Origin of the sequence: Bilophila sp. 4_1_30 (assembly GCF_000224655.1) — a bacterium.
GTDB classification, from domain to species: Bacteria; Desulfobacterota; Desulfovibrionia; order Desulfovibrionales; family Desulfovibrionaceae; genus Bilophila; species Bilophila wadsworthia.
In genome coordinates this window covers 64,634-80,305 of sequence record NZ_JH114235.1, presented here as the reverse complement: position 1 = coordinate 80,305, position 15,672 = coordinate 64,634, and the positions used below count along the sequence as shown (strand labels likewise).

The following is a 15,672-nucleotide window of genomic DNA, read 5'->3' as shown; positions in this document are numbered from 1 at the left end:
CGAAGGCGTGTAGCCCACGCGCTTCATGAGCGGGATGGTGAACATCCCGGTGCTGTACACGTTGGCGACCGCGCTCCCGGAAATGGAGCCGAACAGCGCGGAAGCGAAAATCGAAACCTTGGCGGGCCCGCCCTTGGAGCGCCGGGTCAGCACGCAGGCGAGATCCAGAAAGACCTGCCCCAATCCCGCCCGCTGGAGGAAGCACCCGAACATGACGAAGGCGAAGATCATGGTGGAGGACACCGCCAGCGGAATGCCGTACAGCCCTTCGGTCACGAGATACAGCTGTTCGCAGAGCATTTTGTAGGTGACGCCGTCGTGCCGGAGGATGCCGGGCAGATACTGCCCGCCAAGGCCGTAGGCAAGGAACGCGCTCGCCACGATGACCAGCGGCAGCCCCGCCACCCGGCGCGTCGCTTCCAGCACGAGCAGGACGGCGGCGGTCGCACAGACGGTTTCCGCGTCCGACACGGGGTCCACATACCGGATGCGTTCCATGTAGTAGTCGATGTCGGAGGCGAGGAAATACGCGGTGGCGAAGGCCCCGCAGATCAGGACCAGATCCAGTGCCAGCCAGCCGGGGTGTTCCCGCTCGCCTTCCTGAAGCTTTTTTGGGGGGAAGTAGAGGAAGACCAGAGCGAGCACGATCCCCAGATGGATGGTGCGCAGCAACTGGGAGTCGATGATCCCGAACCCGGCGGTAAAATAGATCTGGAAGATGGCCAGACCGACAGCGATAACGCTGGTAATGCCCTTCAGTGAGTCTCGTGAAATCATGGTTCCCTCGTGCGATCTGAAGTGAGATTCTTTTCAAACAGCATGGTGCCGGTGCGGAGAACAGGGTGTTTCTTCAACTCGGGGGGAGCATCCCCCTTCAACGGATGCCAGTGCCGCAACGCTCCGCCCCTGGGGATCCGGGGATGCCGCGTGCCCCTTCGCCGCATTCCGGATGGGGCATCCCTAGAGGCATGGCGGAAACGTCTTTTCCGGGAACGGCGGACTACTCGGCAATGGTGTTTCCCGCGACGAATCCTTCGTAGATGGCCTTGACGTAATCTTTGGGGCCGGTCGCGTCGCCGCTCACGAGGAACGGGATGCCCCGCGCCTCGAGAGCGGGCCTCAGCCCCTGATTGGCGCGCGCGCCCACGGCGAGGATGATGGTGTCCAGCCGGTCCACGACTTCGGTCTGCCCCTGACGCTCGAGCGTGATGCTTTCCGGCGTCACAGCGGTTACTTTCGCATTGGTGATCTGGTGCAGGGACGGGGTCTGCCCGAAGGCGTGAAGCAGGCAGATGCGTGCGTCCTGCGGCAAATCAACGGCGATGCCGTCCCGCATTTCGATGAGGTACACCTCCCTGTCCTCTTCCTCGACGAGCAGGTGCGCGGTTTCCGCACCGATGGCCCCGCCGCCGATGATGCCGACGCGGCGACCGACCGGGGCTCTGCCCTCCAGAACGTCGTCGACCAGTACGGCCCCGCCGCCGGACAGCCCCTGAATGGGCGGGACAAAGGGGACGGAACCCGTGGCGAGGATGACCGCGTCGGGTTTCCGGCCGTCCAGTTCCGCTTCGGTGACGGCGGCGTTCAGATGGATGTCCACGCCCAGCTTGCGGATTTCGCGCTCCAGATAGTCGCAGGCCTCACCGTAACGAGCCTTGTGCGGCGGCACGGCGGCCAGACGCAGACGCCCGCCCAGCCGGGGCCTGTCGTCCCACAGTTCCACGCGGTGCCCGCGCAGCGCCGCAACCCGGGCGGCCTCCATGCCGCTGGGTCCGCCGCCGATTACCATGATCCGGCGGGCTTCCCGGGCGGGGCGGATGGCGAAGGCGTCCAGCGTTTCCCGGCCCGTGCGGACATTCAGGGCGCACTTGACCTGCCGATCCTCGGCGGAACGGTCGTGGCAGCCTTTATTGCACGCGATGCAATGGATGATGTCGTCGAGGCGGCCCTCCCTGAGCTTGTCGGGATAGTCCGGATCGGCAATGAGCGTCCTGCCGATGCACAGGATGTCGGCCTTGCCGGTTTCCAGCGCGTGCAGCTGGATTTCGGGCCTGTCGATCTGGCCCGCCGCCATGACGGGAATCCGCACGGCTTCGCGGACGTTTTCCGCAAGATAGAGGTTCACGCCGTGCTTGTGGTACATGTTGGATACCGTGCGCACATACGGATACATCCCGGCGGAGACACTCAGCGCGGCAACGCCCAGCGACTCAAGGTACCGTGCGATGCGGACGGAAAGCTCCATGTCGATGCCGCCCTCGCGCAGTTCGTCCCCGACGATGCGGCAGGTGATGGGGTAGTCCTCGCCCACAAGCTGGCGGGCGCGGCCGATGATTTCCGTGACGAAGCGCATCCGGGCATGGAAACCGCCGCCGTAGCGGTCGCTCCGCTGATTGGTGAGCGGCGACATGAACGCGCAGATCAGATACCCGTGCGCGCAGTGCAGCTCGCAGGCGTCAAAGCCCGCTTCCTTGGCGCGGCGCACGGCCTGCGCGTAATATTCGACGTACTGTTCGACCTCGCGGGTTTCCAGCACCCGGGGCGCGTCGTATTCCGCCTTGAATACGGAATGGGTTTCCGGCTCGAAATAGGACGGCGCGACGGGCTGAAAACCGGATGTCCGGGCATTGGTTTCCCGTCCGGCATGGTGCAGCTGCGCGGCGATGAGGCAATCGTGGCGGTGCACGGCCTCGGTGAGCCGGCGAAGGCCGGGGATGCAGGCGTCGTCATGAATAAAAATCTGTCCGCCGAAGTTGCCGTCCGGCCAGATGCAGAGGGAACCGACGATGATCATCGACACCCCGCCTCTCGCACGGCGTTCGGTATAGGCGATTTCCGCGTCGCTGACGGAACCGTCTTCGGTCATGTGCACCGACATGGGCGCCATGACGAACCGGTTTTTGAGGCGGAGGGGGCCGACGGAAATGGGCTGGAACAATGGAGTGTAGTTCATGGGGGCGGCTCTCGGAAAAAGGGGGTGAGCGGTGTTCCCCGCGCTGCTGCGAGGGGTTCGCGCCGGGGGATTGCCGGGGCGGACGAGCCCGTCCCGGCGGTTCCGCAGGCATCACGCCGTGAAACGGGACTTACAGCGCGTATGCGGCGGCCAATCCCTGATGCATGGCGTCCAGAATCTTGCCGGGCGCAACGCAGTCGCCGATGGCCTTGTAGGGCAGCCGCATGTGCTCCAGTTCACGGGCCAACATCTTTTCAGGCCGATAGCCGACGCTGATCGCCGTGGTGTCGAACGGCTCCAGCCATTCCTCAACGCCGTAGGCGTCCCGGATGCGGATCCGTCCGGTATTGGCGGTTTCCATGATTTCCATGCCGGTCAGCAGCGTGACGCCGTAGTGCTCAAGCCGGGGCATCAAGGTGTGGCGGGCGCGCCATTCCATGTCCTGCGCCACTTCCGGGCGCATTTCGAGGATGGTCACCGCGTGCCCGCGCTCGCCGAGGAAGTCGGCCAGCTCGCAGCCGATCATGCCGCCCCCGATGATCAGCACCCGATGTCCGGGCTTGATCGCTTCCAGCAGGATGTGTTCCGCCGTGGTCATGTTGGGCAGCTCGGCGGCGAAGCGCGGGATCACCGGGCGCGAACCCGTCGCCAGCAGGGTCATGTCGAACGCCTGCGCCTGAAGCATCCGGCCCGTGACGGTCACGCCGCAGCGGATGTTCACGCCGAGCGCGTCCAGCTCATGGCGGAAGTAGCGCACAAGCTCCATCAGGCTGTCCTTGAACGGGGGCCGCGACGCGGGGTGGAGCAGGCCGCCGATGTCTTCGCCGCGCTCGAACAGCGTCACGCTGTGCCCGCGCTGCGCGGCGGTCAGCGCCGCCTGCAGTCCAGCCGGTCCAGCCCCGACCACGGCGACCTTGAGGGCCTTGTCCGCCTTGACGCCCAGAGGGTACTTCCCCTCATAGCCCGCGCGCGGATTGATGGCGCAGGTGATGTCGAGCAGCTTGCCGGTGTGCCCGGTGCAGCCTTCGTTGCAGCCAAGGCAGACCCTCGCGGAATCCAGACGGTTTTCGGCATACTTGTTGATCAGTTCCGGCTCGGCGATGAGGGCGCGCCCGAAAGCGACCATATCGGCCTTGCCGTCGCGGATGACCTGATCCGCAATGGCCGGATGCACATACCGCCCGACGGAAATGACCGGAACGCGGTTCCGGACGGCCTCCTTGACCTGCCTCGCGGCATCGGAAAGCCACGCTTCAGGCGTACAGGAGGGCGGAGAGATGAGGTGCTTGGTTTCGCCGATGCCCGCCGAAATATGGAGCGCGTCGACCCCGGCGTCGACCAGCGGATTGACGAGTTGCAGCGTTTCTTCAAGCGTCATGCCGCCGGGAAGCCCGTCGTCGGCATTGTGCCGGTAAGAGATGGGAAAGTCGTCGCCAACCGCCTTGCGGATGGCCCGGATGACCGCGAGAGGCATACGCAGGCGGTTTTCCAGGCTTCCCCCGTAGGCGTCCTCCCGATGGTTCGTCAGCGGGGATACGAACTGGCTGATCAGGTAGCCGTGCGCGCCGTGGATCTCCAGCATGTCGAAACCGGCCTCCCGGACGCGGCGGGCGACCTGCGCGTGGGCGTCAATGATGTATTCGATATCCTCGACATCCAGCACCACGCTTTCGGCATGGCTGCAGAAGCGCGGCACATACGAAACCATGGGCGTGGCGAATCCGGAAATGGCCGGATTGACGCATCGCCCGCCGTGGATGAGCTGCAACGAAGCCCGCGCGCCGTGCGCTTTGATGGCTTTCGCCAGCTTGGAAAGCCCCTTGATCTTGCTGTCGTCCGCCGCGCTGATGCCCCGGATGAAGGCGGTCCCGCGCGGCTCCACGGCGGTTCCTTCGATGCTCACCAAGCCGACGCCGCCCTTGGCGCGCTCCGCGTAATAGTGGATCAATCGTTCGGTGACGTCGCCGCCCTTGGTGGCGAAGTTGGTCAGCATGGACGGCATGACGGCACGGTTGCGGACAACCAGCGTATTGATCGTGATGGGACTCAACAGACCTGATGTTGACATGATGTCTCCCGAATAGGTGGCGTCGGTGCGTCAGCACGGCGGACGCGAACGGTACGCGCCGGACACGCCGCAACGCCGTTGTATGAAATGAAAAAAGGACGAAGGCTTCGGTGTTTCACCGGGGACGGATGCCCGGGGGAGGCGGCTTGGGGCCGGCGGCGCCATCCCCAAGGAAAGGGGCATCCCATGCGCATGAGAACAGCAAGGACCGCGCCAAAACGGCCATTTGTGCCTTTTGGCTCAAATAACGTGCTCTTTCACGGCGTTATAAAAACAGCCCCAAAAGACAACAGACCATGTCTTGTAGGATAATCGGACATGAATGATCGGACATGTCCGATCATGGGACATCGGCTTGTCTCCTCCGGACAAATCGACTACGCTTTTCCCCGGCGGGATGGGCTGAAACGGCGCCACGGGGCGCACCGCCGATGCCGTCCGGCGGAAAAGGCCCGCCGGGCGCGGGATGTTCCGATTGAGCCGAGAGGGAATTCTATGGAAAACGCGGCGCCGGACAGCATGTTCGTCCAATGGCAACGCTTCATGGCGGGGCAAGAGGTTGATCGGCGGATCGTCAAGCCGATGGTGTACGACTCGTGGGTCCGTTCCCGTGCCTACGGCGTTCGGCATGACCGGCGTCCCGAAGGCCGCGTGAATGACGCGCGCCTTGCCGAACTGCTCGCCGCGAACAGCGAATTCATCGAAAGCTCCAAAGTCATCATGGCGAAGCTCTTCACCGCCGTGGAGGACGCGAACAGTGTTATTTCCCTGACGGACAGCCAGGGCGTGGTGCTGCATACGCATGTCCACAGCAACAGGGGGCATCTCCTTCCCGGCCATATGCCGGGCTTCATTTTTTCCGAGCGCATCTGCGGGACCAACGGCATCGGAACCTGCCTGCACTGCGCGGCCCCTGTGGAGCTGGTCGGCGCGGAACACTACTGCGCCCACGATCATGTCTGGTATTGTTCCGCCGCGCCCATTTTCGATTCCAAGGCCAATCTCCTCGGCGTCTTCAACATTTCCATCTCGCGCGAAAGTTTCCACCACCATACACGCGGCATGGTGGAGGCCGCCGCCCACGCCATCACCGAGCAGGTCTGCCTGCGCGAACTGCTGAGCGAACAGGCCGCGATCATGGAACTGCTGGACGAAGGGCTGATCGTGGTGAACCACGAAGGGCTCCTGAAATCCATCAGCCAGAAGGCCAGCGCCATTCTGGGCATCCCCTCGCCGCAGGGTTCCGTCCACATCAGCCAGATCATCCCCGCCGCCGACATGCTGCACACGGCGCTGAACCGGCAAGTCGGCTTCCACGATCAGGAAGTGCTGCTCGATCTGCCGCAGGGGACCACGTCATGCCTGATCTCCGCCGCACCGACGCCGCAGAAGGGGGTGGTCTTCACGCTGCGGGAAGGGAAACGGATGCGCGAGCTGGCGACGCGGGCACTGGGCGCCAAGGCGACGTATACGTTCGATCGGATCATCGGCGAATCGGACTTGCTCAAGGAGACGATCCGGCAGGGCAAGCTCGCGGCGCACAGCGACATCACGACGCTCATCATCGGCGAATCCGGCACGGGCAAGGAATTGTTCGCCCAGGCCATACACAACGCGAGCAGCCGCGCCAACCAGCCCTTCGTCGTGGTCAACTGCGGCGCCCTGCCGCGCAATCTCGTGCAATCGGAACTGTTCGGCTATGACGAGGGCGCGTTCACGGGTGCGAGCCGCCAGGGAAAACCCGGCAAATTCGAACTGGCCGACGGCGGCACCGTCTTTCTTGACGAGATAGGGGAAATGCCGCTTGAGGCGCAGGTCAGCCTGCTGCGGCTGCTGCAAAACCGCGAGGTCACCCGCGTGGGCGGAAAGAGCGCACGGCGGATCAATATCCGCGTCATCGCCGCGACAAACCGCAATCTGGAAGAAGCCGTGCGGCAGAATGTGTTCCGGCACGACCTGTATTACCGGCTGAATGCGTTTCTCCTGAGCATTCCGCCCCTTGCCGCCCGGCACGGCGACGTGGAGCTTCTGGCGAATCATTTCCTGCACAAGTTTTCGGCGGCGCTCGGCAAGCACGTGCAGGCCATCAATGCCGAAGCGCGGGACCTGCTCTACCGGTACCCGTGGCCCGGCAACGTCCGCGAACTGGAAAACGCCATCGAGCGCGCCGTGAACGTCTGCGGCGGGCAAGAACTGATGCCGTGCGATTTCCCCTCGGCCATGCTTGAGCATGAGGCCGTCTCCGGCCCCGGCCGGAAAAACGGCTGGCTGTGGGCGCAGGAAACCGAAACCATCCGGAAGGCGATCCGCGAAACCAACGGGAATTTGCGGCAGGCCGCGATCCTCCTCGGCATTTCGCGCAGTACCCTGTATTTGAAGATAAAAAAATCCAACCTGAGCCGCGAGGAGCTTCTCGGCCCCTCCCCTGACTGAAGACAATTCCCGCCCTCGGTGCCTGTGCGCCATGATTGGCCCTTGTAACGTGTCCGGCGGGTAACATCAGCCGGGCACGCTGCAAGGGCCGGTTTTCCTGCCGCTCCGTTTTGCCGCCGCCGCTTGAGCATCGCGTTCGTCCCGGGCCGGGGATGGGTATCCCGCAGGCGGGCGATGGCGCATCGGAAGATGGCGAGGTTGATGCGCCGCATCGGGAAAGCTCAAGGGCTGGCGGGAGTTCCGCAGGGGATAAGGCCCGGCGGATTCCCCTTTCGCGTGCCCGGCCCTGTTCCCCTTTAAGAGCGTCTGGTCCCCCAAAAGGCACCTCCCTAAAAATTTCTTCACAATTTTTTACAAAAAACCCATACGCGCTTTACACTCGTACGCTATCTTCCCTTCAACAGGCATCTTGCATTGACTCATAATCCTTCGGAGTTTCATCATGAAAAAGCTTATGTCCTTTGTGTGCGCGGCCCTGTTCGCCTTTTCGTTTTGCGCGGTTATGCCTTCCAATGCGTTCAGCGCCGATCCCAACCGGCAGGAAGTGGAAAATCGTTTCGAGCTGAACAGCGCCACCGCCGAGGAGCTGGCCGGGACCGGCGCGGTTTCCCTTGAGGTTGCCAAGAAGATCGTCGAACTGCGTGATCAGCTCGGTTCGTTCCAGAGCTACGACGATCTCAACGAACTGGAACTCCCCAAGGATCAGATGGACAAGCTGCGTTGGAACACCACCATTCAGGGCATCGCCAGCGACTGCAACTGCTAGGGCGGGTGATCTGTAAAACGGCATGGAGGGAGGGCGGGGAAGGGGGACTTTTCTGAAGAAAGGGGCGAGTGCCCCTCTTGTCCTTCCCCCAACCTGCCTGCGCGGAGCCCCCCCTTCCCAAAGGCTTTCGGTGCCGTCGAATCCCTGCTCACAGCCTTTTCCACCCCAGATCTTTGGAAGAAACCACGTTATGGAAATGCCACGGCCTCCGGCGGTGCGGGCGGCCTATCCGCCGCTGGCCGGGTCCCGCCCGGTGCGTGCCTCTTCAGGCCGTTTTCGGGGAAACGCTTCATGGCCCGATGCGCGGGGCGCTTCCCGGAGGCCTGCCCATAATGTTGCCGACAGGGAACATGCGGCGACGCGAACACTTTTATCCGAGAGGGGCATCCCATGCCTGACAGCTATTCCAGACGCCATTTCCTGAAATTGGGCGCGGCCCTGCTGGCTGGCGGCGCGGCAATCGCCGCGGCACCCGACGCGCGGGGCATGGGCTTTTCCGGAGTCCCGGACGTCGGCCCCGTGACCGAGATGAAAGGGTACTGTCCGTTCTGTCAGGTACGCTGCACCTACCGGGCGCGGGTGTCCGGCGGCAAGGTGCTGAGCCTCACCGGGGAAAAGGACAATTACTGGACCGGCGGGGCCATGTGCCCCAAGGGGATGTCCATCGTCGAGCTGATAGGGAGCCCTTACCGCATCACCGAACCCATGCGGCGCAAGGAAAACGGCGAGTGGGAGCGCGTCACCTACGCGCAGGCCGTGGACATGGTCGCGGAGCGCATGGCCGAGGTCATCAAAAAACACGGCAAGGCCGCCGCCAACCGCGTCGGCATGACCATGCCCCTGTGGGACTGCCGTGAGAGCGAGATCGCCGCGCTCATGACCCTGCGCATCGCGGGCAGCGTGCACGCCATGCCTCCGGGCGAATCGTGCGTGTCCAGCGCCTCCAACATGCTCGGGATGATGATCGGCGTGAACTGCGGCTCCACCAAGGTGGACGAGCTGCTCAACACGAAAACCCTCGTCCTGTGGGGGGCCAACGTCTGCGATCTCTATCCCCCGTATAGCCGCTGGCTGGAAATGGCCCGCGAAAAGGGCGTGAAGATCGTCTATCTCGATCCGCGCCGGACCCGGACGAGCCTGCTTGCCGACATGCAGCTGCGCCCCCTGCCGGGCACGGACGGCGTTCTGGCTATCGGCGCGATCCGGTACATGCTGGAGACGGGCGCGTATGACGAGGAGCGGGCCAGGTTCCAGATCGAGGGATTCGACGAGCTGGCCGCCGAAACCGAGAGCTTTACCGTGGAGAAGGTCGCCTCCGTCACCGGGCTGAGCCCGGAAGCGATCACGGCCTTTTACGGGACGCTGGCCCAGAGCCCGCGCACCGTGGTCTGGCTCGGCGGCTCGCTGTCCCGCTACTCCAACGGGATCATCGGCCTGCGGGCCATCATCCTGTTGCAGGCGCTGTGCGACAACCTCATCGGGGAAGGGAAGGGCATACTCACCTTCCAGAGCGGCAAGCCCGAAGGGGACGAAGAGTTCGTCGATCATTTCTTCGGCGAGACGAAAACGCCGAAGATGAATTTCCGCCGCCTGCGCAATGCGATGGAAAAGGGGACGCTGGACATCCTGTTCCTGAACTCCAGCTACCGCCGCTATCCAGACAGCAAGGGCGTGCGCAAGGCCATCGACAAGGTGCCCTTCGTCGTGCACTGCGGGTTCTTCCTGACCGAGGAGACCGAAGCGGCGGATCTGTTCGTGCCCGCCACCTTCGGCCCGGAAAGCCAGGGGTCGGGCTACGGCAACGAGCAGCAGGTGGTCTGGCGCGAGAAGATGGTGCAGGCCCCCGGCTCCTGCGCCCCGTCATGGCAGTTCTACCGCGATGTGGGCCGCAAGCTCGATCCCGGGCGCTACCCGGACTTCAAGGACCCGGAGGATCTCTACCGCCGCTTCTCGGCGCTTGTCCCTTCATGGAAGGGGATGACCCTAGAACGCCTGCGGGAATCCCCCGACGGTCTGGTCTGGCCCCTCTATTCATTGGAGGACAAGGAACGGACGGGCAGCGTGTTCGCGGAAGGGAAACTGCTCACGCCGTCCGGCAAGATGAAGGCGGTGGATACCCTCTTCGGGCGCTTCCCCCAGTGGGACTATCCCAAGGGCAGCCCGCTGGGCAAGGACCGCTCCGACGACTTTCCGCTGGTCCTCACGCAGGGCAAGCAGCTGTGGCACTGGCAGCAGACGCTGACCAACTTTTCCAAGGCCGTCGCGCAGTTCTCGAACGGGCGTTTCATCTGCCTGCACTCCGAGACGGCGCAGGGGCTCGGACTGGCGCAGGGGGACCGGGTCATGCTGGAGACGTCCGTGGGCGGCATCGAAGGCTGGGTGGACATTACGGAAAACGTCCTGCCCGGAACCATCTTCACGCCGTCGAACTGCAACGCCACCACGCCGCTGCCGGAGAACCGGAGCGAGCACATCAGCAGCATCCTCCCCAATTACTGGGACCGCATTTCCTGCCAGCACAACGGCGTAGGCTGCCGGCTGCGCAAGCTGGGGTGAGGGCGTCCATGACGGCGTGAAAACCGGCGGGGGGACCGCCGCATCCCGTGGAGAATCCGATGTCCCGTTATATCATGGCGATAGACGCCAACAAATGTATCAACTGCAAGGCCTGCGTTCTGGCCTGCCAGCAGCGTAACGGCACGCCGTACGGCCACTCCCGCAACTGGGTCCGCGAGACGCCGGACAAGCTTTCCCTGCTCGGGACGGCCTATCAGCCCGGCGCGTGTATGCACTGCGACCATCCCTTGTGCGTGGAGGCGTGCCCGACCCACGCGACCTACAAGGCCGACGACGGAAGCGTGGGCATCGATCCCGAACGCTGCATCGGCTGCGGCGGGTGCATCGAAGCCTGTCCCTACGGCGCGCGCTACAAGCATCCGGTGACCGGAAGGGCGGACAAGTGCGACTACTGCCGCCGCGCCACGCCGGGGCAGGTTCCGGCCTGCGTGCAGGTGTGCCCCGTCCGCTGCCGCGTCTTCGGGGATGCGGACAACCCGGACGATCCCGTGGCCCGGGCGCTCGCGGGCAACCGGAACGTGTATGTGGTCCCTCCCGACTTCGACGCGAAACCCACGCTCGCCTATCTGAACGGCACGACGCCCACGGACTGGCCGCGCAGGAAGGATGTGCCCCCGGCGCTGGCCGCCATCGGGCCGCTGTCCTCCGTGGTCAAGGCCTTCGGCGGCCTGGCCCTGTTCGGGGTCATCGGCGTGTTCGTCAAACAGTTGTTCTGGCCTTCCGATTCCGGCAAGTCGTCCGACAAAGGAGATCGGCCATGATCAGACGCCATTCGGCCACCGCCATTTTCATGCATTGGTACAACGCGGCCTGCTGGCTACTTCTGCTGTTCACGGGGTTCGCCCTGCTGGCGAATCCGCTCATGCAGCCGGTGGGGGACTGGTGGAGTTCCTTGTGGACCGGGGCGTTCGGCGCGCTGGGGCTGCTCAGGCTGCACGTCGTCGTGGGCATGGCGTGGATCATCCTGTATGCCGCCTACCTGCTCGTCCGGGCGCGGGCGGAGGCCCTGCCGTTCCTGAAGGAAATCACCGATCTGCACATCGGTTCCGATCTGGTGTGGTGCCTGCGGAAAGGCTTGTGGCTGGTGCTCGGGGAACGGCTCATGCGCCGCCTCGGGCTCGATCCCGAACTTCCCCCGCAAGGCTTTTACAACGCCGGGCAGAAGCTCGTGGCGATCATCGCCGTCCTGTGCAGCCTTGGGCTCGCCCTGACCGGGCTGATCCTCGTGTTCGCCTCCGGCAGGCCGGGGACGGAGGGGCTCCTGCAGATCTGCCTGCTCGCGCATTTCTGCTGCGCCGGGCTGATGGCTGTTTTCCTGCCCGTGCACATCTACATGGCGGCCTTCGCACCCGGAGAGGCCCCGGCGCTGCGGTCCATGTTCACCGGATACGTGCCGCTGGAGCACATCAGGCACCACAACCCGCTGTGGTTCCGCAAGCTGGCGGAATCGGAAAAGGAATAAGGCCCGTTTCTTTTGAAACGGCAGGGAGGCATTGGGGAAGGGGGACCCTTCTGGAGACTATGCTTTTCCCTCCCCAAACCCGCCGATGCGGACATTCCTCACTTTTCAAAGGCGTTTGTGTTGATTGAATCCCTGTTCCCGGCGTTCCCTGAAACGGTTTTTCCTTTGAGGGGCCGTACAACCGGGAAACTAACCGTGCTGGCGGGGCGCACCGTCCGGGAATCCTCCGGTGCTGCGAAACCCGTTGCCCTCTCATTCCACCCGCCGATCCCCGAGAACGGCGGCGCGTGTTGCCGGAACCATTCCTGATGAGGAGCTTATGAACCGTTTGAGCGCCGCCGTCCTGCTGTTCGCCGTGCTGTTTTGCCTTCCCCGATCCGCCGGGGCGGGGGAACCGCTGGCGGCGGTTTCCGAATCCGAGCTTGCCCGCATCGTCCATGAAGGCGACGGCAGGCCGCTTGTGCTTGTCTATTGGGCGTCGTGGTGCGTCCCCTGCCGCCATTTCCGGGAAAAGCTGGAAAAGATCCGGGCCGGATACCCCGAGAGCGAGCTGCGTATGCTCGCCGTTTCGCTGGACAGGGACCCCGGAATGGCTGCGGCCTACCTTGCCCGGAGCCCGTTGCCGTATCCGGCACGGATCGGGGATGCGGAGCTGATCAAAGCCCGCTCGGGAATGCCCGTGCCCACGACCATCCTGTACCGCCGGGACGGGAGCGTGGAGCGCGAGCTTGTGGGCGACGTTTCGGAAAAGCGGCTGGGGCATTACGTGGGGCGGATCGTGCGCCGCTGAGTGCCGGGAGGCATCGCGTTTCCGAGCGTGGCGGCCTCCGCCGCAGGAAAGAGCGTGTTCCCGGCGGGATGGGAAGAAATGTGTTCCCGCGCGTCCCCGGCTCCCTTTTGAGAGGGCAACCGTCCGGAAAAATTGACAGCCGTTGGAGGAACGCTCTATAACATGAGAAAGCGCCGGATTGCACAAGCCTCCCGGCGCGGGGACATCCGGGGACGGCCCCGGCAAGAGCGGACGGCGGTTGGACGTCGGAAGGAGCGGGGACATGGATGGTTATGCGGGAAAGGGGCATCAGGTGCTGCTCATCGATGACGACAGCGAATTTTGCGAGCTGATGACGGATTACCTCGACGTGCACTCGTTCGCCGTTTCCTCCGTGCACACGGGGACGGCGGGGATCGAGGCCGCCAGACGTCAGGAATACGACGTCATCCTGCTGGACATGCTGCTGCCGGATATTTCGGGGATTGAGGTGCTGCGGCACCTGCGCACGGAAACGCGCGCGCCGGTCGTCATCCTGTCCGCCCACAACGAGGAGACGGACCGCATCGTCACCCTTGAGCTCGGCGCGGACGACTATGTGCCGAAAACCTTCTCCGCGCGGGAACTGCTCGCCCGCATCCGGGTTGTCCTGCGGCGCATGGAAAACGCCGGGCTTCCGGAAGGCTCGGACAGGCAGGACGGTATGCTCTGTATGCACGGGCTGTGCATGAATCCCCAGACCCTGAAAGTCACGCTGAACAACGAGCCGCTGGACCTGACCAGCATGGAATTCCAGCTCCTGTACCATCTGGCGAGGGGGGCGGGCCGGATCTTCTCCCGCGAGGATCTGCTCAACCTGTTCGCCGAAAAGGAATGGAACAAGTTCGACCGCTGCGTGGACGTGCACATCTCGTCCCTGCGCAAGAAGCTCGGGGACAATTCCCGGTGCCCCACCTACCTGAAAACGGTCCGCGGGCTCGGGTACATGTTTATCAAGCAGAGCGACGCATGGCCCTGAAAAACATGACGTACAGCCTCTATTCCAAGATTGCGCTCTGGCTGGTGCTCAATCTGGTGCTGCTGGCGGTGCTCGGCTTCGGGATCGGCTGGTACGTGCTGCTGGGCAACGGCCTTGTCCCCGCCCATTTTTTCAGCTCGAACATCGAAAACTCGTTCCGCCTCGTCAGCGTGAACCTGCAATACCGTTCCGTCTTCACATGGCAAAAGCTGCTGAAGCAGTACGCTCGCGGCGAGGCGCTCCGCTTCCACCTGCGCAGCCTTGAGACGGGCGTGCTGTACGACGACTGCATCCCCGAGAAAGTCATTCAGGCGGCGATGGACATCCCCAAAAGCAGCTTTACCCTGTGCCCCGATCCCGACATGCAGCTTTGGGACTCCCTGCGCGGCGGCTTCTTCGACACCCAGCAGCGGAACATGGAGGCGGGGCTGCCGCCCATCCCGCCCGCCATCTTCGTGCGCACGCATTCCCCGGCGCGGTATTGGTACGGCCGCGTGCTGTACATCCCGGACAAGAACCATCAGCTCCATTACGTGCTTCTGGCGCTGGAGACGGATTCCTTTTACGGCTACGGGCTGTTTTTCGAGTTCCGGGGCGTCCTCTTGGTGATCCTCGCCGTGCTCGGGGTGTCCTGCCTGTGGTGGTGGCCCTTCGTGCGCCACCTTTCCCGGCCCTTGTTGAAAATGGTTCATTATGCCGAACGGGTGGAGATGGACAATTTCGTCTGCCTCGACAAGGCGCTGAGCGACACAAGGACGTTCTCCGGCGAGCGGCGGGACGAGATCGGGCGGCTCGGACATGCGTTCATGACCATGACGCGGCGGGTGGGGCTGCTCATTTCGGGGCAGAGCCAGTTCATCCGGCACATCGCCCACGAGCTGAACTCGCCGCTTGCGCGCACGCAGATCGGCCTCGCCATCCTTGAGGAACGGCTGGAAGGCAACCCCAAGGCGCGCGTGCAGCGGATCATGCAGGATATCAACAGGCTGTCCGTGCTCACGGACGAGGTGCTTTCCTATCTCCAGGCCAAGGCGTCTCTGGGGACCCCGAAAAACGAGCGGATCTACCTGTGCCCGTTCCTGTCCTCCATCGTGCGCAGCGAAGCGCCGGAGGCCGACGTCAACGTCTTCGCGGACAAGGACGCGTGGCTGTGGACGGACAAGGACTACCTGCGCCGGGCGGTGTGCAACGTGCTGCGCAACGCCATCATCTACGCGGGGGAGGCTGGGCCCATCGTCGTGGAAGTGGGCGAGGAGCATGGGGAAGTGCGCATTTCGATCCGCGACAAGGGGCCGGGCGCGCCCGAACAGGATTTGCCCCTGCTGCTGGAGCCCTTCTACCGGGGCAAGGCGTCCCTGACGCATCCCGGCGGCTCGGGGCTCGGCCTGTCCATCGTCAAATACTGCATGGAAGCATGTGGCGGGCGGCTCGAATACGCCAACGCCGAACCGTCGGGATTTTGCGTTTCCCTGTTTTTCCCCAAGAGCAAAGGTCCCGTGTTCGGTTAAATGTGCCGGCAGCCGCACTGCCCCTTCCTATTCCGTTTCCCCATCTCCTGGAACGCTCCGGATAAAGGACTGGGTAAGGGCAAAAGTCTTTGAAGGAGGAGGGGGGGTGAAGGGGGGG

General features: G+C 63.9%; 11 protein-coding genes. 8 read left to right on the top strand and 3 right to left on the bottom strand.

The features are described from left to right. The 3 genes from HMPREF0178_RS22185 to HMPREF0178_RS17905 all read right to left on the bottom strand — a co-directional run. Positions 1 to 777 (bottom strand): TRAP transporter large permease subunit (locus HMPREF0178_RS22185; protein WP_009369004.1); only part of this gene is annotated, 777 nt, incomplete at its 3' end. Between the two features lie 223 nt (positions 778 to 1,000). Next, on the bottom strand, positions 1,001 to 2,953 hold the full coding sequence (locus HMPREF0178_RS17910; RefSeq protein WP_009369003.1) for an FAD-dependent oxidoreductase: 1,953 nt from the start codon (positions 2,951 to 2,953) through the stop codon (positions 1,001 to 1,003). Positions 2,954 to 3,083: 130 nt separating this feature from the next. Then, complete coding sequence (locus HMPREF0178_RS17905) at positions 3,084 to 5,021, bottom strand: FAD-dependent oxidoreductase (protein WP_009369002.1); 1,938 nt, start codon at positions 5,019 to 5,021, stop codon at positions 3,084 to 3,086. Positions 5,022 to 5,516: 495 nt separating this feature from the next. Between HMPREF0178_RS17905 and HMPREF0178_RS17900 the strand changes: the two genes are divergently transcribed. The 8 genes from HMPREF0178_RS17900 to HMPREF0178_RS17865 all read left to right on the top strand — a co-directional run bounded on the left by HMPREF0178_RS17900 (position 5,517) and on the right by HMPREF0178_RS17865 (position 15,554). Then, positions 5,517 to 7,454 (top strand): sigma-54-dependent Fis family transcriptional regulator, encoded by a 1,938-nt coding sequence (locus HMPREF0178_RS17900; protein WP_009369001.1) that lies wholly within the window; start codon positions 5,517 to 5,519, stop codon positions 7,452 to 7,454. 442 nt (positions 7,455 to 7,896) lie between these two features. Next, the gene (locus HMPREF0178_RS17895; RefSeq protein ID WP_009369000.1) at positions 7,897 to 8,220 is read left to right on the top strand and encodes a helix-hairpin-helix domain-containing protein; all 324 of its coding nucleotides are present in this window, start codon (positions 7,897 to 7,899) and stop codon (positions 8,218 to 8,220) included. A gap of 390 nt (positions 8,221 to 8,610) precedes the next feature. After that, complete coding sequence (locus HMPREF0178_RS17890; protein ID WP_009368999.1) at positions 8,611 to 10,776, top strand: molybdopterin-dependent oxidoreductase; 2,166 nt, start codon at positions 8,611 to 8,613, stop codon at positions 10,774 to 10,776. Between the two features lie 59 nt (positions 10,777 to 10,835). Continuing rightward, positions 10,836 to 11,558: a 4Fe-4S dicluster domain-containing protein gene (locus tag HMPREF0178_RS17885; protein ID WP_009368998.1), complete on the top strand. Its 723-nt coding sequence runs from the start codon at positions 10,836 to 10,838 to the stop codon at positions 11,556 to 11,558. Beyond that, positions 11,555 to 12,259 carry a formate dehydrogenase subunit gamma gene (locus tag HMPREF0178_RS17880; RefSeq protein WP_009368997.1) on the top strand — a complete coding sequence of 235 codons (705 nt, stop codon included), beginning with the start codon at positions 11,555 to 11,557 and terminating at the stop codon, positions 12,257 to 12,259. Before HMPREF0178_RS17885 ends, HMPREF0178_RS17880 begins: the two co-directional genes overlap by 4 nt. Positions 12,260 to 12,578: 319 nt before the next feature. Next, positions 12,579 to 13,049, top strand: coding sequence for a TlpA disulfide reductase family protein (locus tag HMPREF0178_RS17875; RefSeq protein ID WP_009368996.1), 471 nt, complete (start codon positions 12,579 to 12,581; stop codon positions 13,047 to 13,049). A 262-nt stretch (positions 13,050 to 13,311) separates the two neighbouring features. Continuing rightward, entirely contained in the window at positions 13,312 to 14,046 is a 735-nt protein-coding gene (locus HMPREF0178_RS17870) for a response regulator transcription factor (RefSeq protein WP_009368995.1), read from the top strand. After that, a complete protein-coding gene (locus HMPREF0178_RS17865; RefSeq protein ID WP_009368994.1) occupies positions 14,037 to 15,554 on the top strand; it encodes a HAMP domain-containing sensor histidine kinase in 1,518 nt (505 codons plus the stop codon). Before HMPREF0178_RS17870 ends, HMPREF0178_RS17865 begins: the two co-directional genes overlap by 10 nt. Positions 15,555 to 15,672 lie beyond the last annotated feature (118 nt).

Excerpts from the sequence above, each read along its gene's own strand:
- HMPREF0178_RS17910 (WP_009369003.1), bottom strand. The coding sequence starts at position 2,953 with ATGAACTACACTCCATTGTTCCAGCCCATTTCCGTCGGCCCCCTCCGC.
- HMPREF0178_RS17865 (WP_009368994.1), top strand. The coding sequence starts at position 14,037 with ATGGCCCTGAAAAACATGACGTACAGCCTCTATTCCAAGATTGCGCTC.
- HMPREF0178_RS17900 (WP_009369001.1), top strand. The coding sequence starts at position 5,517 with ATGGAAAACGCGGCGCCGGACAGCATGTTCGTCCAATGGCAACGCTTC.
- HMPREF0178_RS17870 (WP_009368995.1), top strand. The coding sequence starts at position 13,312 with ATGGATGGTTATGCGGGAAAGGGGCATCAGGTGCTGCTCATCGATGAC.
- HMPREF0178_RS17885 (WP_009368998.1), top strand. The coding sequence starts at position 10,836 with ATGTCCCGTTATATCATGGCGATAGACGCCAACAAATGTATCAACTGC.
- HMPREF0178_RS17875 (WP_009368996.1), top strand. The coding sequence starts at position 12,579 with ATGAACCGTTTGAGCGCCGCCGTCCTGCTGTTCGCCGTGCTGTTTTGC.
- HMPREF0178_RS17880 (WP_009368997.1), top strand. The coding sequence starts at position 11,555 with ATGATCAGACGCCATTCGGCCACCGCCATTTTCATGCATTGGTACAAC.
- HMPREF0178_RS17890 (WP_009368999.1), top strand. The coding sequence starts at position 8,611 with ATGCCTGACAGCTATTCCAGACGCCATTTCCTGAAATTGGGCGCGGCC.
- HMPREF0178_RS17895 (WP_009369000.1), top strand. The coding sequence starts at position 7,897 with ATGAAAAAGCTTATGTCCTTTGTGTGCGCGGCCCTGTTCGCCTTTTCG.
- HMPREF0178_RS17905 (WP_009369002.1), bottom strand. The coding sequence starts at position 5,021 with ATGTCAACATCAGGTCTGTTGAGTCCCATCACGATCAATACGCTGGTT.